This window comes from Sphingomonas sp. PvP056 (assembly GCF_040549155.1).
Taxonomy (GTDB): domain Bacteria; phylum Pseudomonadota; class Alphaproteobacteria; order Sphingomonadales; family Sphingomonadaceae; genus Sphingomonas.
Genome location: NZ_JBEPST010000003.1, coordinates 1 through 16,624 on the forward strand (window position 1 = coordinate 1; position 16,624 = coordinate 16,624).

At 64.1% G+C, this 16,624-nt stretch carries 15 protein-coding genes, 1 tRNA gene and 1 pseudogene; 6 read left to right on the forward strand and 11 right to left on the reverse strand.

The features are described from left to right. Positions 1–305: 305 nt before the first annotated feature. Complete coding sequence (locus tag ABIC17_RS07600) at positions 306–1,169, reverse strand: aldo/keto reductase family oxidoreductase (protein WP_354280627.1); 864 nt, start codon at positions 1,167–1,169, stop codon at positions 306–308. Positions 1,170–1,253: 84 nt separating this feature from the next. Here ABIC17_RS07600 and ABIC17_RS07605 point away from each other — a divergent pair, with 84 nt between their 5' ends. After that, complete coding sequence (locus ABIC17_RS07605; protein ID WP_354280629.1) at positions 1,254–2,183, forward strand: LysR family transcriptional regulator; 930 nt, start codon at positions 1,254–1,256, stop codon at positions 2,181–2,183. Positions 2,184–2,580: 397 nt separating this feature from the next. On the opposite strand, the gene ABIC17_RS07610 is transcribed toward ABIC17_RS07605, so the two are convergent. After that, positions 2,581–2,961 (reverse strand): winged helix-turn-helix transcriptional regulator, encoded by a 381-nt coding sequence (locus ABIC17_RS07610; RefSeq protein WP_354280630.1) that lies wholly within the window; start codon positions 2,959–2,961, stop codon positions 2,581–2,583. A 114-nt stretch (positions 2,962–3,075) separates the two neighbouring features. Here ABIC17_RS07610 and ABIC17_RS07615 point away from each other — a divergent pair, with 114 nt between their 5' ends. Then, a complete protein-coding gene (locus tag ABIC17_RS07615; RefSeq protein WP_354280632.1) occupies positions 3,076–3,795 on the forward strand; it encodes an SDR family NAD(P)-dependent oxidoreductase in 720 nt (239 codons plus the stop codon). 96 nt (positions 3,796–3,891) lie between these two features. On the opposite strand, the pseudogene ABIC17_RS07620 reads toward ABIC17_RS07615, so the two are convergent. Continuing rightward, positions 3,892–4,158: pseudogene (locus tag ABIC17_RS07620) on the reverse strand (DsbA family oxidoreductase); the annotation flags it as partial. Between the two features lie 332 nt (positions 4,159–4,490). Between ABIC17_RS07620 and ABIC17_RS07625 the strand changes: the two are divergent. Continuing rightward, positions 4,491–5,009: a hypothetical protein gene (locus ABIC17_RS07625; protein ID WP_354280634.1), complete on the forward strand. Its 519-nt coding sequence runs from the start codon at positions 4,491–4,493 to the stop codon at positions 5,007–5,009. Positions 5,010–5,265: 256 nt separating this feature from the next. Here ABIC17_RS07625 and ABIC17_RS07630 read toward each other — a convergent pair whose 3' ends face one another. From ABIC17_RS07630 to ABIC17_RS07655, 6 genes are all read right to left on the reverse strand, one after another. Next, complete coding sequence (locus ABIC17_RS07630) at positions 5,266–5,547, reverse strand: site-specific integrase (protein WP_354280636.1); 282 nt, start codon at positions 5,545–5,547, stop codon at positions 5,266–5,268. Continuing rightward, a complete protein-coding gene (locus ABIC17_RS07635; RefSeq protein WP_354280638.1) occupies positions 5,544–7,262 on the reverse strand; it encodes a DUF6538 domain-containing protein in 1,719 nt (572 codons plus the stop codon). Before ABIC17_RS07635 ends, ABIC17_RS07630 begins: the two co-directional genes overlap by 4 nt. 98 nt (positions 7,263–7,360) lie before the next feature. Further along, positions 7,361–7,435 (reverse strand) — tRNA-Glu (locus ABIC17_RS07640). Between the two features lie 69 nt (positions 7,436–7,504). Next, entirely contained in the window at positions 7,505–9,268 is a 1,764-nt protein-coding gene (gene recJ, locus ABIC17_RS07645; RefSeq protein ID WP_354280640.1) for a single-stranded-DNA-specific exonuclease RecJ, read from the reverse strand. A 56-nt stretch (positions 9,269–9,324) separates the two neighbouring features. Continuing rightward, on the reverse strand, positions 9,325–10,005 hold the full coding sequence (locus ABIC17_RS07650; RefSeq protein ID WP_354280642.1) for a prolyl hydroxylase family protein: 681 nt from the start codon (positions 10,003–10,005) through the stop codon (positions 9,325–9,327). Positions 10,006–10,095: 90 nt separating this feature from the next. Beyond that, positions 10,096–10,518 (reverse strand): RcnB family protein, encoded by a 423-nt coding sequence (locus tag ABIC17_RS07655; RefSeq protein ID WP_354280644.1) that lies wholly within the window; start codon positions 10,516–10,518, stop codon positions 10,096–10,098. A gap of 138 nt (positions 10,519–10,656) precedes the next feature. On the opposite strand from ABIC17_RS07655, the gene ABIC17_RS07660 reads away from it, so the two are divergent. After that, positions 10,657–11,067, forward strand: coding sequence for a hypothetical protein (locus ABIC17_RS07660; protein ID WP_354280646.1), 411 nt, complete (start codon positions 10,657–10,659; stop codon positions 11,065–11,067). Between the two features lie 105 nt (positions 11,068–11,172). Here the strand turns inward: ABIC17_RS07660 and ABIC17_RS07665 are convergent, their stop codons facing one another. Further along, positions 11,173–11,712, reverse strand: coding sequence for a (2Fe-2S)-binding protein (locus tag ABIC17_RS07665; RefSeq protein WP_354280647.1), 540 nt, complete (start codon positions 11,710–11,712; stop codon positions 11,173–11,175). Between the two features lie 106 nt (positions 11,713–11,818). Between ABIC17_RS07665 and ABIC17_RS07670 the strand changes: the two genes are divergently transcribed. Both ABIC17_RS07670 and ABIC17_RS07675 read left to right on the forward strand, forming a co-directional pair. Further along, on the forward strand, positions 11,819–13,258 hold the full coding sequence (locus ABIC17_RS07670) for an alginate export family protein (protein ID WP_354280649.1): 1,440 nt from the start codon (positions 11,819–11,821) through the stop codon (positions 13,256–13,258). A gap of 154 nt (positions 13,259–13,412) precedes the next feature. Next, positions 13,413–15,674 carry a glycoside hydrolase family 3 C-terminal domain-containing protein gene (locus ABIC17_RS07675; RefSeq protein WP_354280651.1) on the forward strand — a complete coding sequence of 754 codons (2,262 nt, stop codon included), beginning with the start codon at positions 13,413–13,415 and terminating at the stop codon, positions 15,672–15,674. A 180-nt stretch (positions 15,675–15,854) separates the two neighbouring features. Here the strand turns inward: ABIC17_RS07675 and ABIC17_RS07680 are convergent, their stop codons facing one another. Then, entirely contained in the window at positions 15,855–16,616 is a 762-nt protein-coding gene (locus ABIC17_RS07680; RefSeq protein ID WP_354280653.1) for a class II aldolase/adducin family protein, read from the reverse strand. Positions 16,617–16,624: the final 8 nt, after the last annotated feature.

The following is a 16,624-nucleotide window of genomic DNA, read 5'->3' on the forward strand; positions in this document are numbered from 1 at the left end:
TGAAGGAGGTAAATTCGGCAAACGACAACAAGGAGGTTTGGCTGCCACGCAATCGTTCGGTGCTTCGTCGGACTGGATCGTAGCACAGGGTTGCGATCGCGTGCCTGGCTGTAGTTCCAGTCCAGGCGGAAGGACCGCTCTCCACCATTTTAGGTCGTACGAGCGGCTGACTCAGTCGCCGAGAACCTGCCGTTCAACGAGATGAACGAATGGCCGAAAACGGGAAGCGGCTAGGGGTGCTCGAATGTCCGGGCCTGGGTCAAGGCGGTTCAGGGCGCAGCAGTGTGCTACTGCGCCCAAGTGTATCAGCCGATAGCGTTGAGTTCGACGACGGCCTCCTCGGGCAGCTTTAGCGATGCCGCGGCAAGGTTCTCGTGCAGGTGCGCCACCGACGAGGTGCCGGGGATCAACAGGATGTTGGGCGCGCGTTGCAAGAGCCAGGCAAGCGCCACCTGCATCGGCGTCGCGCTTAGCCGTTCCGCAACGTGGGAAAGCGCCGACGACTGAAGCGGGTTGAACCCGCCGAGTGGAAAAAAGGGGACATAGGCGACGCCCTCAGTTGCCAGCATGTCGATAAGGACATCGTCTCCGCGATGGGCTAGGTTGTAGTGGTTCTGGACGCCAACGATCTCGGCGATGTCGCGGGCTTCCTCGAACTGGGCGGGGGTGATGTTGCTGAGGCCGATATGCCGCACTAGCCCCTGACGTTGCAGATCCGCGACCGCCTTCAGCGGCGCGGCCAGCGATCCTTCCGCCGGGCCGTGCACGTCGAACATCAGGCGGAGGTTGACGACGTCGAGCGCCTCCAGCCCGAGGTTCACGAGATTGGTCTCGACTGCGCGCGCGAGCTCCTCAGGTCCGAACGCCGGCAGCCACGACGCATCCTCGCCGCGGCGCGCGCCTATCTTGGTAACGATCAACAGGTCATTGGGGTAGGGCGACAGCGCCTCTCGGATCAGTCGATTGGTGACGTGCGGGCCGTAGAAATCGCTTGTGTCGATGTGGTTCACGCCCGCCACGATCGCGGCGCGCAGCACCGCGATCGCCTGGTCGGGATCGCGCGGCGGACCGAACACGCGGGGTCCGGCCAACTGCATCGCGCCATAGCCTAGCCGCTTCACGCTGCGCCCGGCCAGCGAATAGGTTCCTGCTTCGTCGATCATGGTCATCTCCTGTGCTGGAACGGAGATACGACTTGCGGATCGTGCAGATAAGCCCGACGGATCCGCACGGGTTGTACGGAAAACCGAACGATGAAAGCCGAGCTTGCCGATCTCAACGCCTTTCTAGCGGTCGCGCGGGCGCGGGGGTTTCGCGACGCCGCCCGTACGGTTGGATCGAGCGCTTCGACGCTCAGCGAAGCCGTGCGGCGCCTGGAAGCGCAACTGGGCGTTCGACTGCTCCACCGCACCACGCGCAGCGTCACGCCGACCGAGGTGGGCACGCAGCTGATCGAGCGACTGACGCCTGCATTGGACGAGGTGAAGGCGGCGCTCGAGGTGGTCGACCTGTTCCGCGAGCGGCCGGCGGGTGCGCTCCGCCTCAACGTGCCGGTAAGCGCGGCGCGACTGGTGCTGCCGACGATCCTGCCCGGCTTTCTCGCCGCGTATCCCGAGATCCAAGTCGAGATCGTCGCCGAGGACAGCTTCGTCGACATGGTGGCATCGGGCTGCGACGCAGGCATCCGCTATGACGAGCGGCTGGAGCAGGACATGATCGCGGTGCCGATCGGCCCGCGCGTGCAGCGCTTCGCAACGGCGGCGTCGCCGGCCTATCTGGACGCGCATGGTCGCCCGAACCATCCGCGCGACCTACTCGACCATGCCTGCCTGCGCGGCCGGTTCACCAGCGGCGCGCTGACCAGTCCATGGGAGTTTGAGCGCAAAGGCGTGATCGTGCGAGTCGAGCCGCACGGCCCGTTGATCGCCAGCGTCACGGGCGCGGCGGATCTGCTGGTCGACGTGGCGATTGGAGGAGGCGGGATCGTCTCCCTGTTCGAAAGCTGGCTGCGGCCAGCGATTGATAGCGGAACTTTGGAACCGGTTCTGCCGGACTGGTGGCAGGCATTCTCAGGACCCTTACTCTACTATTCGGGCCGCCGCCTAGTGCCGCCGCCCCTGCGCGCGTTCGTCGACTTCATTCGCAGCCAGGACGCAGCCGCTGGTGAATGCCCGGCCAAATGAACAGATGTCCGCTCTTGGGAAGCGGCTTTGTGCGTCTGAATGGCCGTTTGTGGGTCAGCCACGCCGGCTGCTGGGGTCGGCTCTCGACCAATATGCGTCGTTGCCAGCTTGGCCTCGAACAACAGCTTCCACCAGAACCTGCCGTTCGCCCAGCGCGAAGCCGTCTGGCCGCAACGCGTCCCATTTTCGCCGTTCAGCGCGTCGATCTGTATCCCTGAAACCGGCCGTTCATCCGGGTTCGCCGTCGCGCGCATTTGATGGTCCGGAGTTGGGGACTTCGCCGCCCGAGCGGCTATCGGGCACATCGAGGTGGATAGCTGCCGCTCGCTACGCGCCAGCTGTCCCGAAAGGCATCATAATTTGGGGTAGTTTGCGAAGGTAGCCTGCCCTTTCGTTGCTAGATATCCTCCTGCAAGCCGTCGCCCCGTTTTGATGCGTCATAGACACACTGCGCGCTTTCGAGCGCGGGACCATTGGCGAGCGCCCAGTTGTAAAGGGCAGCAAAAGGTTCGCGTAGCGAGCAGCCGAGATCCGTAATCGTGTACTCGACGCCGATCGGCTGCGTCGGCAGGACCTTGCGACTGATGAGTCCGTTGCGTTCCAGACGCTTCAATGCCTCGGACAAAGCCTTGTGGGTGATGCCGTCGAGACGGCGCTTGAGGTCGTTGAACCGCGCCGGCTGGGTGCAGAGGACGCTCAGGATCAGCACCGTCCACTTGTTGGCAATATGGTCGAGAACGGGCCGCGTCGCGGCGACATCGAGCGGCAGTTCGAGCACGTCTGTGGCCATCGGTATACGCCTCAATATCTACGCACCATCAGGTGCCTTATTGTGATTAGATATAGAACTTATATCTGTCTGTCATCATCAGTGATGCGAGGACATACGGGCATGGTTTCAGGAAAAATCGCCGTCGTGGTCGGCGGCCACGGCGGCATCGGTGGTGCCATCGCGGAGCGGTTCGCGGCGGAAGGCGCCACGGTTTATGCCACCAGCCGTCGCGCCGAAGAGGGGGAGGTCCAGCATGGGGCGGGCAAGCTGCGCGCGCGCCGCGTCGATGCTGCGGATCCGACGGCGCTTGCCGCCTTCTTCGAGACGGTAAGGCGCGAGGCCGGACGGGTGGACGTGCTCGCCGTCAACGCCGGCATCTCCGAGTTCGCGACGCTCGACGCGATCAGCGAGGATCATTTCGACCGGACCTTCGATCTCAACGTGCGCGCGCTGCTGTTTGCTGCCAAGGCTGCGACGCCGATCATGCCAAACGGTGGCTCGATCGTGTTGGTGGGTTCGATCGCCGCCGCGATCGGCACGAAAGGCTATGGCGTCTACGGGGCGACCAAGGCCGCCGTACGCTCGTTCGCGCGGACCTGGGCCAACGAGCTGGCGCCGCGCAACATCCGCGTCAACGTCGTGGCACCGGGACCGACCGACACCGCCATGATGGCCTCGGCGTCCGACGAGGTTCGCGCGACGCTCGCGAAACTCATCCCGCTCGGCCGTATGGCGTCTGCCGAAGAAGTGGCCGCGGCGGCGCTGTTCCTCGCCAGCGACCAAAGCAGCTTCATCACCGGGGCCGAGCTGCCGGTCGATGGCGGAATGGCGCAGGTCTGATCCCGCCCCAAGAACGACCAACCTGGCTCAGTGGCAGCCGCCGATGCTATGCCATGACCGATCGCGCTGCGGTCGGTCATGGCATAGCCGCCAGCATCATTCTCCGGCGGCGACCGTTGCGTCCTGAGCCTCGGCCGCGATGTTGCGGAGAGCTTGCTCGAAGGCTTCCGGCGGCTGCCCACCGGAGATCAGATACCGCCCGTTGATCACGACGGCCGGAACCGAGCTTATGCCGCGCGATTGCCAAAGCTGCTCCTCCTTCCGGACGTCCTCCGCATATCGGTCCGACGACAAGATCGCCTTCGCCTCGATCGGATCGAGCCCGACGGCCGTCGCAACCTGCACCAGAGCCTCGTGACTGGAAGGATCGCCGTGGGTGGCAGCGGCAGCCGCTTGGTGCCGACGGCCATGCCATTGTGGCCATGATGGCCTCCTATTGTCCTGGTGTTGGCAGCGACGCCGACCAACTCACCGTGGCGGACAGTGCGCATCTGCTCGACCGTTGGGTGTACGTCACTCTCGGCGATCTGATTGGTGGGCATGGTCGGGATCGCTGCACACTGCGATCGCGCGAAGGGACCGGAGAGGGGACGACAGGAAGGGCAAGCGAAGCCCGGAAAGCGAAATGAAAAGCGAGCGGGCCTGATCCGAACCAGTCGGTTCGGGGAACACGCAAGTAAGAAGGCTCAACCTCCATGCCCCGCATATTGCACGAACCGCTGCCGTCCACATCGATCGCGATCCTCGACTACCTCCTCGCTGCGCTCGGCGGTGAGACCTATTACCCGCTTGGTGGCAACACCGGCCTGCCGGCGGGTGCTCTCGAAAGTCTCGATCACAATGTCGTACTGGCCGCTACCCCGGTCAACGTCCGCGTTTTCGATCAGGCCTTGCTGCGCTCGGCTGCGCACCGCGACACGATCCTGGTGCGTCACGGTTTTCATCCCGAGACGCTCGACCCGGTGTGGGTGGATGTTGCGCTAAGATCGACGACCGGGCCGATCCTCATGCCTGATCTTGCTTTCTTCCGGGACACGGACGGGCAGCTTCACCTCGTCCCGCAACACGATAAGCTGTTTCTCACGGTCGGCCCGGACGGGATCTGGGTGTCGCTCGTTGCGCCATTCAACCACTGGACCGACCGTACGGTCGGACTGGAGAAAGCCGCTGCGGAGGTTGTCCGCGCCTGCGCGCACTCCCGCTTCGGCATGTAGGATATAGAAGCGGCGAGGCGGTAAGCGGAAGCTTTCCGATGATGGTAACGGCAAGGCCATGGTCTTATCTGCGGCCTTCGCCAATCCATTTTGCCAAGGGGATGGATACGGTCCGCTCAGGCACTTGTTTCGAGCCTCGAACAGACCGTTTGCGCCAACATCATCCACCGGCACATATCTAATCCTGTCTGGGGATAAAGTGTGCGCATCCGGCCCGTTACGGACGACTTCGATATGGCAGCGTTCCTTGAACCGTTTAACCCTGAGACGCGCTTATCCGCGCTGCTTGGATCAGGCGTGGCCAGTCAATGAACCCGAGATCCAGATTCTTGAGATGACGATACTGGAGCTGGATCGATACAAGGCCGTATTTATCGCCTTCAGTAAGGTTCGCATGTCCCTTGATGCTGTTCGCAACTCGAGTAGGCATCAGGCTAAGATCGGCGCGGTCAGTAAACTCGTGCCGGGTAGAGTGAAAAACGTAGCGCGGATCATCAGTGACCACTCGATCGAGATAACGATTGAGACGCTGGCTCAAGCCTTTGGTGAGCGACGCATTTTAGTGGCTTTGAGATCAAACAGTTGCTGTTTCCCTGCCTTGCGACGCCGTTGGACGTAATCGAGAAAACCGAGGTCGATCAGCTTTTCGTGAAGCACGACATAGCGCTCGGACGCATCGTTTTTGGTATTTTGACCCGAGCCGGTTCCGGTGATGTGAAGGAAGGTGCAATGTCCATCCAGCTCACCATTAAACGTGCGCTTTAAGTCGCAATCGTGAATGTCTTTGAGAGCAATTTGGCCGATTTCGCCCAGGCGCGGCCCACCGACGACGCCAAATAGCAGACACCAGTAAAGCTCGTCCTGAAAGATGTGGGGTCCAGGCCGCGTTCGATCCATGTCGCCGATCCCAGCGCACCCCGTAAACAAGGGGCTGTCGAACCGCCGCTGCATCATCATTGGCGTGAAAGGAAGGTGAGGCCGCTGCTGTCCCTGCCGGGTCCTGGAGTAGCCGGCAATCTGGATGCCAGCTGCGACGTTCGTCCCTTCACCGAGGTCTGAATGGATGGCGCCAAGGATTTGGCTAATCGCACCTAAATCCTTTTTGACCGAACCTGGTGCCAGCCTGCCTGGCTCCGGCTGCTGTCGGTCGCTTTCCTCCCAGATCTTCCGTTTCTGACGCGCCTGATCGATCACCGAGCGTAGTGTGGAGCGGGTAGCGGCGAGCTTGGCGAGTTCGGTTTGAGGCGGGATGTCCGCGATGAGATTGCGGAACTCGATCACCTGCGCCCGGGTAATGTCGCCTACGATGACATCGCCGAACAAGGCGATGTAACGGGCGACACCACGTCTAGCTTCGGTCACAGCCGACTGGCGGGGACGACGCTGATTAATCCAGTATTGCAGGCCTTCCGACAGGCGCATCGCCGAGAGGCTAGGATTGTCCACGGCAACCGGGACAGGTTGCGGTACGGCGATCGGGACAGGTTGCGGTGTGGCAGGCTCTGCCGGAGCCGCAATCCAACCGAGCGGTGACAGTGCTTCGATAAAATTCTCCGGCCAGCTCTCAAACCGATGTTCAACCAGTCGACGTAAATAGGCTTTGGCAACAACCTCGTAGAGTGTGTCGGGTTCGAGAGGCAGGTCGGGCTCCAGCGAGCGCATATAACTGACTACCGACCAGAGTGGATGATACACTCCCCGGTCGAGGAGAATAGCAGCAAGCTCTTGATGCACGAGACCGTCGACGATGCCGCGCCCCTCCAGCAGATTGGCTTTCAGCCGATAGATCGTGCGCTCGCGTTCGCTATCGAGAGAAGGAACGGGTTCATCGCAAATGACTGGCTCACGGACGAGGAAGTCTCCCCACCACTGCTCACCCAAGTCCTGTCCTGCTCCGGCCCAGGAATCCACGACCAGGTTCGCCAGCAGCTGTAGTTGCAATTGAATCGCGCGGTCCATCGAGCCTCGCGGCTTGGCCAGCCGCTGAAAGGCTTGATCCAGCAGAGCTACGGCATCAACCTCCGCCTGGCGGGCGATCTCCGCTTGTGCTGCCGCGATCCCCGCTCGCGCAGCCGCGATCTCCGCAGTGTATCTGGCCACCAGATCGGCGCGCTTTCTGCAAGCTATCAGATGGTCAGTGGTCCGAAGCGATTCCGTCCATGCGGTTTTGCCGATGAGCGCACGGACGTCCTTAGGAACGACCATGCGAAATTGCTCGATATGCGATTTGCTGCGCTTGACGGAATGCGACATGCGACGTCCCATTTGTAGCACCCTTTTGTAGCACCGGGCGCCTTACGAAGCATTGATTTTCTTGGTATTACGCCAGTCTCAACCACTTAGTGGCGAGTTGGTGACCCCTACGGGAATCGAACCCGTGCTTCAGCCGTGAAAGGGCCGCGTCCTAACCGCTAGACGAAGGGGCCGTCCCCGATTGCTCGGGAAGCGAAGGGCCGGTTAGGCAAAGTCTGCGCGGCGGTCAAGCGCTTTACGCATCAATTTGCCCATGCTGCGTCATCGAGGTGTAATTCTGCGGATGGTCGCGTGCCCCAGTCGTCCAGTTTAGCGCGCCCTGCGAGCCACAGGCGGCGGTGGGGCGGGGCGCCGAGCAGGGCCTGGCCCAGCAGCCCTTCTGCTGCGCGAAACGCGACCGTCTTGAGCGTTCCGCCTCCGTCCCCGGAAACAATCGCCCGGACATGCCCGTTGCCGACGATGTCGGCCTTGATCACGCGGACCGGTCCCGCGACGATTCGCGGTTGCGGCCAGCCCATGCCGTAGGGGCCGCCCGCTTCCATCGCCGCGACCAGTTCCGGGTTCACGCCCGCGGTCGTCAGCACCGCGTCGAGCAAGAGGGCGCGGTCGCCCATGGCGCGCGTGACCGCTGCGTCGAGCCGGTCGCTCAGGAAGTCGTCGAGAAGCGCGATTCGGTCTTCGGCAATCGTCAGCCCTGCCGCCATGGCGTGCCCGCCACCCGCGACGAGCAGCTCCGAGTCCTTTGCCGCCAGCACTGCCGCGCCAAGGTCGACCCCCGGGATCGATCGGCCCGATCCTTTGCCCATCCCGGCATCGTCGATCGCAATCACGAGCGCCGGGCGTCCGTATTTCTCCTTCAACCGTCCCGCGACGATGCCGATGACGCCGGGGTGCCAGCCATGCCCCGCGACGACGAGCACCGCACGGTTGCTCTTGGACTGCGCGATGATATCCGCGGCTTCCTGGACGATCGCCTCGATCGCACGGCGTTCCTCATTGAGCCGATCGAGTTCGACCGCGATCGCATCCGCTTCGGCCTGATCGCAAGTAGTAAGCAGCCGCACGCCGAGATCGGACTTGCCGACTCGCCCGCCCGCATTGATGCGCGGTCCGAGCGCGAAGCCGAGATCGCTGCACGTCGGTGCCCGCGTCAGCCGCGACGCGGTGATCAGCGCGTTGAGTCCGATATTGCGACGCTGCGCCATCACCTTGAGGCCCTGCGCGACGAACGCGCGGTTGAGGCCCTTGAGTTGTGCCACGTCCGCAACCGTGCCGAGCGCGACAAGGTCGAGCAGATCGAGCAAGCGTGGTTCGGTACGGGTCTCGAAATAGCCGCGTGCACGCAATGTGCGCACCAGCGCCGCGGCGAGCAGGAAGGCAACGCCAACGGCGGCGAGGTGACCGTGCGCCGCGCCATCGGTCTCGTCGAGACGGTTCGGATTGACCAACGCATGCGTCAGCGGCAGCGCGGCGGCACATTTGTGGTGGTCGACGACGACGACGTCGACCCCGGCTTCGCGCGCGGTCGCGAGCGCGTCGAACGCCTGTGCGCCGCAATCGACGGTGATGATCAGGCTTGCGCCCTCATCGTGCAGTCGGACCATCGCGGGACCGGTCGGACCGTACCCTTCGGTCAGGCGATCGGGAATATAGGGGCGGGCCTCTATCCCGAGATCCCGCAGCAGCAGGATGACGAGTGCGGCGGACGTGGCCCCGTCGACATCGTAATCGCCGAACACTGCGACCTGTTCACCTGCCACGACCGCATCGGCTAGTCGGTTCGCGGCCTTGTCCATGTCCTGGAAGATCGACGGGTCGGGCATGAAGCCACGGATGCTCGGTGCCTTGTACAGCGCGATGTCGTCACGCGAACACCCGCGCGCGAGCAACAGTTGGGTGACGAGGTCGTCGGGCGCGAAGCCCGGGTCGCGGGCGTCGGTTTCGAGCAAACGCCAGCGCCAAGGCTGGCCGAGGATCGAGCGGTCGATATTGAGGACGGTGTTCACGGCCTCGCTGTAGGGGATCGGGCCGCATGCGCAAAGGCCGCGACGCGGTTGACCGATCAGGACTTGATCCAACTGCCTTCGCGAAACCATTTGGTGATGATGTATTTTGTGCCCCCGGTGACGGGCATACCCTCATGCAGGGTGTCGGTATTCGGGCTGCCGTCGGGGCGCATGTTGTTCCACGCGAGCAGCAAGCCGCGTTTGGGCGCGATCCGCACGCCGATCAGCGGGAACCACGTCGCCCCACCCTCGTCGACGTCGTTGAGGTAGATCATCGCGGTCCAGGTCCGTTGCCCGCCGCTTTCGATCATCTTGGGCCAGTAGGGCTGGTCCTGGTTGAAGTAATCGTTGTGCGCGCGGAAATGCTGGCCGACCGCGTAGCGTTGCCCCTGCATTGTCTCGCCGTGGACAGGATCGATCCCGAGCAGCGCGGCGATCGCCTCGTCGGTCGGGCGGACGTCGGGGGACCAGCGATCCATGTCGCAGCTCTCGCTGGTCCGGAATTCCTGCACGGCGTCCTCGGCGAGAACGGTCGAACGACGGCGGTTGGCGTCGATGATCTTGACGAACTTCGCGCAGGTGGCGGCATCGAGGAAATTGGGGTGGCGATAAATCTGTGCCCCGTCGACCGGCGACTGCGTGACGGACGGATTGGCGTCGAGGCGGCGCGATACCGTCTCGCCGAACGTGCGACGCACCGGCGACGTCGCCGGCGACTTTTTGGAAAAGAAGCCCATAGGCCTTAACTTGCCGCCGACTTGGCAAAAGACAAGGGGGGACAGGCTGCCCGAGGGTCGCGTCGCTCGCGCAACGCGACCCCGTCTGGCTTACCAGAAGATGTCGTAGACCGTGTCGACGACGTTACCGGTGCGGACGTCGACCAGTAGTGCGTCGTTATAGTAGCGGACCCAGCGATAGGGGCCGTAAGCGGGCGGCAGGCGGTAATAGTCTGCGTTGTCGATCCAGTAATCCTGCCGGAACAACAGCGAGTTCAGCTGGAAACCGATCCCGAACCGGCGATAGCCATAGCCCCAGCCACTCGGCGCATAATAGCGGGGGAGGCGGTAAGCGGCGTAATTCTGACGTCGATAGGTGCCGTAATTGAACCGATTGTCGCGCCGCCAGTCCCGATTCCAAGCACCGTTGCCACCGTTCCAGCCACGATTGCCACCGTTCCAACCCCGGTTTGCGCCGCGTATGTCGCCCCCGCGGCCATTGCCGTTCTGCCAGTCGTTGCCTCGGCCGTTCAAATCCCGGCGATCGTTTCCGCGCCAATCACTGCCCCGCCGATCGTCGCCCCGCTGATCGAAAGAACGGCGATCGTCAAACCGCCGGTCGCCCTCGGTCCCGCTGCGCTGACCAAAGCCCTGGTTGGGGCGCTGGCCGGGTTGAGCAGTGCGATCCCATCCGCCGGGGCGCTGGAAGCCGCCGCGGTCGCCGTCCGGTCGGTTCGGCCGGTCTGGACGTTCGAACCGCGCCTGGGGTTGTCCCTGAGGTTGTCCCTGCGGCTGTGGCTGCGGTTGAACCTGGGGCTGGGCCGGCGGCTGACCCTGGAACTGGGGTTGCCCGTTGGCGCGCTGCTGCCAGCGTTGGCCGCCATCCGGTCCGCGATCGCCGCGGAACCCCTGGCCCCGATCCTCGCGCTGGAACTGGCCCTGCGGTTGCGCCTGTTGTCCGGGTTGGCCGCCGCGCCCTTCGCCGCGACCGCGGCGTTCGCCGCCGTCCTGCGCGAACGCCGCCGCCGGGATCAGGGCGGTTGCCGCAATGATGGCGGCGAGCAAAGACTTGCGCATCGATGATGTCCTTTACCGCGGCAGGGCAGAAGACCGGGCCGTTATGTACGATCTACTCTGCGCACGCTGCATCATGGCTGAATTGTCATGACAGCATTGCGAAAGCTTTCCTCACCGTCGCACGACCAGCGCGGGAACGCTACGCGCTGCTTCGGCGGGGAGGATGCCGGGGGCAGGGGGCGCGTCGACCGTTTCGTCGCCGCGCTGGATACTCGCCGCGAGCAGGATCGCCTCGACCAGTCGCGGGTAGATGCCGCAGCGGCACAGGTTGGTGATCTCGCGGCGGATGTCGTCTTCGCTGGGGGCGCGATTGTGTTGCAGCAATACCGCCGCCGCCATCACGATCCCCGGAATGCAAAAGCCGCATTGCACGACGTTTTTGGCGATCAACGCGGTCTGGACCGGGTGGCTGCGGTCGCGCGACAGGCCCTCGATCGTGGTGACGTAACTTCCCTCCACCGCGCCGATCGTACGTTGGCAGGATCGGACCGCGGCACCGTCGATGTCGACGATGCAGGCACCGCAATCCCCAGTGCCGCAGCCGTATTTCGTGCCGGTGAGATTGGACGCGTCGCGCAGCGCCCACAGCAGCGGCGTGGCGGGGTCCATCGCATATTGGACGGGCTGATTGTTGACGGTGAAGCGGGTCATGACTGCGTCGGTCTTACGGGAACTTCGAAGGCTATCAAGCGCTTCGAGCGACGGGTGGTGTCGCGCCGTATCAGGGTGTGGCGATCAGGTGCAGGGATTACACGCAATGACGCCGGTTCGGTTGTTACGCGGTGCCGTTCGATACGGTGCCTGGGCGAGCATCGCGGGTGCGCCTGCGCTTGCGGGCGCACAGTCGTTGCCCGCTTCCCCGGCATCATCGACCGAGAAACCGGGGCAGGAGAATACCGCCCCCGCAAAGGACGACAGCGGTCTTCTCGTTACCGCGGCGATGCGCGTCCGGTACGAAACCGTGGGGGGACGGCCTCGCCCGGACTTCGCAAGATCGGAGCAGGCGTTCCTGGTGCGCACGGGGGTTGCGGTGGAATATGGCCCCGGGCCGCTGACGATCGGGGGCGAACTGGTGGATAGCCGGGGCTACGGCATCGGCAGCACCAGCCAGCTCGACAGTGACGACATCAACGCGCTCGAACTCCCGCAGGCGTATCTCAAGCTGCGACTGGATCATGGCAGCGGCCCGGTCGGCAAGGTGGCGATCGAGGGCGGTCGGTTCCTGGTCAACCTGGGGTCCGGGCGGCTCGTCGCGACTGACGAATATCGCAATACGATCACGGGGTTTACCGGCCTGCGCGTCGATCTCGAGCCGCGGCGCAATACCGATATCAGCGTGTTCTACCTCCTCCCGCAGGAACGCCTGCCCGACGGCGAGGACGCTATTCGACGCAATGTGGTCCGGTTCGATCGCGAGACGTTCGACGAGGTGTTCTTCGGGGCCTATGTTCGACAGAAGCAGGTGTTTGGTCGCGGCCAGATCGAAGCGGCCTATTACCGACTGGCAGAGCACGATTCGGTCGATCGCACCACAGCGGATCGGCGGCTCCACACGATCGACGTGCGGCTGTCCCGGGAGCCGGAAGCACGCGCGTATGATTACGATTTCGAAGGGGCTTACCAGTTCGGTCGCGCAAGCGATTCGACGATGGCCGACGCGACCAATGCGCGGATGACGGCGGGCTTTGCGCATGCGGCGGCCGGGTACAGCTTTGGCGGTCCGCTCAAGCCGCGCATCGGACTATTCTATGATTATGCGAGCGGGAACGGGCGGCAGGACGGCACGGGCGGCGTGTCGCATCGGTTCGATACGCTGTTCGGCAGCCGTCGCGACGACTTCGGTCCGTCGGGCACCTATTCGGCGCTGGCGCGGGAGAACATCAGCGCACCCGGCATCCGGTTCGAAGCGAAGCCGACCAAACGCACCGAGGTTCTGGCGGACTATCGCGGCGTCTGGCTCGCATCGCGCTATGACAGGTTCTACAACATCCTGGACCGTACGGGTCGATCGGGTCGGTTCGGCGGGCAACAGGTCGAGGGGCGCCTGCGCTATTGGGTCATACCGGAGCATCTCCGTCTCGAGAGCAACTTCGCCGTGCTGTTCAAGGGCGACTTCCTGCGGAACGCGCCCGATGCGATCGCGCAAGACGATACGACCGTGCGCTTCATCGAAACCAACCTGCTCGTCACATTCTAAAGACGGCGCCCAGAATCCTGAGATCGAAACCTGACATCGCCAGCAGAGTCCGATGTTTGCCGGATCGGTTCGGTACCGATACGGCTATATCCCATCATCGGCATAACGGCAGCGATTCGGAGCCAATCGAACCGCGATCCAGGGAGAGAAACGAATGACGTTCCGTGTCGCGGCTGCGCCGCTGTTGCTGATCGCCGGGGCCGCATCGGCGCAGGTCGCCGCGCCGCCTCCGCCCGCCAAGGTCGCACCCGATGCGGGGATGCCGGCACTACCGGCATGGGACAAGCCTGCGCTGAAGGGCGCATGGAACGACACGAAGCGGACCCCCGAAGCACGCGCCAAGGCGCTCGTCGCCGCGATGACGCGCGATGAGAAGCATACGTTGGTGTTCGGCTACTTCGGCACCGATTTTCCCATCTCGCGCTACACCGCGCCCAAGGAAGCCCTCGCGGGATCGGCTGGCTATGTTCCGGCAATCCCGCGCCTCGGCATTCCAGCGCAATATCAGACTGACGCGGGCGTCGGCGTCGCCACGCAGGGCGGGGCGAAGGTCAAGCGGGAGCGGACTGCCCTGCCATCGGGGATTGCGATCGCGGCAAGCTGGGATCGCGACGCGGCCTATGCGGGCGGCGCGATGATCGGCGATGAGGCGCGGCGGTCCGGGTTTAACGTGATGCTCGCGGGCGGGGTCAACTTGATGCGCGAGCCGCGCAACGGGCGGAACTTCGAATATGGCGGCGAGGATCCGGTCCTCGCGAGCACGATCGTCGCGCAGCAGGTGATCGGCATCCAGTCGAACCATGTCATTTCCACGATCAAGCATTACGCGTTCAACGACCAGGAAACCGATCGCAACGCGGGTAACTCGGTGATCGACCATAGCGCCGCACGCGTCTCCGACCTGCTCGCGTTCCAGTTGGCGATCGAGGCCGCCAAGCCCGGATCGATCATGTGTTCGTACAACCGCGTCGACGGCGCCTATGCCTGCGAGAACAGCTGGTTGCTGACCGACGTGCTGCGGCGTGACTGGGGCTTCAAGGGCTATGTGATGAGCGACTGGGGCGCGGCGCACAGCACGGTCGCCGCCGCCAACGCCGGGCTCGACCAGGATTCGGGTTTTCCGTTCGATACCAAGCCCTTCTTCGGGCGTCCGCTGGCCGAGGCGCTTGATCAGGGGACGGTCAAACCCGCGCAGCTCGACCTGATGGCGGAGCGCATTCTGTACGGGATGTTTGCGCAGGGGCTGTTCGAGCATCCGTTGCAGCAACAGACAATCGACATGCCCGGCCATGCCGCGATCACGCGCGCCGCGGCCGAGGCGGGAACAGTGCTGCTCAAGAACGAGCGCAACCTGCTGCCGCTGACTGCCAGCGCCAAGCGGATCGCGATCATCGGCGGCAACGCCGATAAGGGCGTGCTGGCGGGGGGCGGATCGTCTTTGGTCTATCCCGTCGGTGGCAATGCGGTCCCCGGGATCACCCCGGTCTACTGGCCGGGCCCGGTGATGTATTATCCGTCCTCGCCGATGGAGGAGATCAAGCGGCAGGCCCCCGGTGCGGACGTCCGCTTTGCCGACGGCAACGACCCTGCCGCCGCCGCCGCGCTGGCGCGGGACAGCGACGTCGTGATCGTGTTCGCGACGCAATGGGCCGGGGAATCGTTCGATGTGCCGATGGCGCTCGACGGGAAGCAGGACGCGCTGATCGATGCGGTCTGCGCGGCCAATCGCAACACGGTGGTGGTGCTCGAGACCGGTGGGCCCGTGGCGATGCCGTGGCTCGACAAGGTCAGCGCGGTGCTGGAAGCCTGGTATCCGGGCACTGCAGGCGGGGCGGCAATCGCCAACGTTCTGACCGGCAAGGTCAATCCGTCCGGTCGTCTCCCCGTCACTTTCCCGCGCGGGGTGGACCAGTTGCCTGATCCGGCGGTGCCGCATAGCGGCGACGTCGTGTACCGAGAGGGCGCTGCAATCGGTTACAAATGGTTTGACGCAAAGGCTATTAAGCCGTTGTTTCCGTTCGGTTATGGTCTGTCCTACACGCAGTTCGCCGGCAGCGGGCTGAAGGCAGGCGTAGCAAACGGGGCGATCACCGCGCGCTTCCAGATGCGCAACACCGGGGCGCGGGCGGGGGCTGCCATTGGGCAGATTTATGTCTCGCCGGTCGCGGGCGGATGGGAAGCGCCCAAGCGGCTTGGCGGGTTCGCGAAGGTGGCACTGGCCCCCGGTGCGAGTAAGGGTGCGTCGGTGACGGTCGATCCGCGGGTGCTGGCGACGTGGGACGAAGCCGGGCAGCAGTGGCGCATCGCCGGTGGCGCTTACCGTGTGATGTTGGGGACCTCCGCTGCGGACATCACCCAGACGGTGACGGTGACCGTCCCGGCGCGGACGATGCCTGCGACGTGGCGGGCGCGGTAACTGGCTGGCCGTTGACCTGAGCGAGGTGGGCCAGTGCGAAGGTGGCGCTGGTCCTTCGACTTCGCTCAGGACGAACGGTGGTGGTGAGGACCGAATTGCGGGTGCGTAGGTGCTTACCGTTGCACCCGCCCCCCGTTCGGGCTGAGCGAAGTCGAAGCCGCTTACCGGGCGTGCCCTTCTTCAGGCGCGCCACCCGGTGTCGATCTTGTCGACCAGCCGTACCATCGCGGCAAAGTCGGCCTGGCCGGGGCCACCCGGGACCTGCGCCATGTGCAGGTCGCGCTGGTGGACCGCGACCACCTCGGGGGATACCTTTAATGGGGTCCCCATGCTCGCCGTCGCGATCTGGATCTCGCACGCGCGTTGCAGCGACCAATGCTTGATGAACGCCTCGGGCAAGGTCCGGCCCATCACGAGAATGCCGTGGTTTTTGAGAAGCATGACGCGCTTGCTTCCCAGGTGTTCTAAAAGACGCGCGCCTTCCTCGTCGCGTACGGTGACGCCCTCGAAATCATGATAGGCGATCTGGCCTGCGAAATTGCACGCGTAGAAGTTGGTCGGGCGTAACCCGCCCTCGACCGAACTGACCGCCATGCCGGCGGTGGTGTGCGTATGCATGATGCAATGCGCATCGGGCAGGTGGCGGTGGAACAGCGCGTGCTGGACGAACCCGGCACGGTTGACGGGGTAGGGGCTGTCGTCGAGCTTGTTGCCGTCGATGTCGATCTTGACGAGGCTGGAGGCGGTGACTTCGCTGAAGTGCAACCCGAACGGGTTGATCAGGAATGCGCCGTCCTCGCCCGGGATCTTGAGCGTGATGTGGTTGTAGATCATCTCCGACCAGCCGAGCATCGCGAACACGCGGTAGCAGGCGGCGAGCTGCTGGCGCGCCTCCCATTCGGCCTCGGACATCGGCACGGTACGGACTGCGGCGGTGGCCATGGATCGTC

What these genes read in the sequence shown, in the direction of transcription:
- ABIC17_RS07605 (WP_354280629.1), top strand. Translation starts at nt 1,254, where the DNA reads ATGAAAGCCGAGCTTGCCGATCTCAACGCCTTTCTAGCGGTCGCGCGG.
- ABIC17_RS07670 (WP_354280649.1), top strand. Translation starts at nt 11,819, where the DNA reads ATGACGCCGGTTCGGTTGTTACGCGGTGCCGTTCGATACGGTGCCTGG.
- ABIC17_RS07665 (WP_354280647.1), bottom strand. Translation starts at nt 11,712, where the DNA reads ATGACCCGCTTCACCGTCAACAATCAGCCCGTCCAATATGCGATGGAC.
- ABIC17_RS07680 (WP_354280653.1), bottom strand. Translation starts at nt 16,616, where the DNA reads ATGGCCACCGCCGCAGTCCGTACCGTGCCGATGTCCGAGGCCGAATGG.
- ABIC17_RS07625 (WP_354280634.1), top strand. Translation starts at nt 4,491, where the DNA reads ATGCCCCGCATATTGCACGAACCGCTGCCGTCCACATCGATCGCGATC.
- ABIC17_RS07635 (WP_354280638.1), bottom strand. Translation starts at nt 7,262, where the DNA reads ATGTCGCATTCCGTCAAGCGCAGCAAATCGCATATCGAGCAATTTCGC.
- ABIC17_RS07650 (WP_354280642.1), bottom strand. Translation starts at nt 10,005, where the DNA reads ATGGGCTTCTTTTCCAAAAAGTCGCCGGCGACGTCGCCGGTGCGTCGC.
- ABIC17_RS07675 (WP_354280651.1), top strand. Translation starts at nt 13,413, where the DNA reads ATGACGTTCCGTGTCGCGGCTGCGCCGCTGTTGCTGATCGCCGGGGCC.
- ABIC17_RS07615 (WP_354280632.1), top strand. Translation starts at nt 3,076, where the DNA reads ATGGTTTCAGGAAAAATCGCCGTCGTGGTCGGCGGCCACGGCGGCATC.
- ABIC17_RS07600 (WP_354280627.1), bottom strand. Translation starts at nt 1,169, where the DNA reads ATGACCATGATCGACGAAGCAGGAACCTATTCGCTGGCCGGGCGCAGC.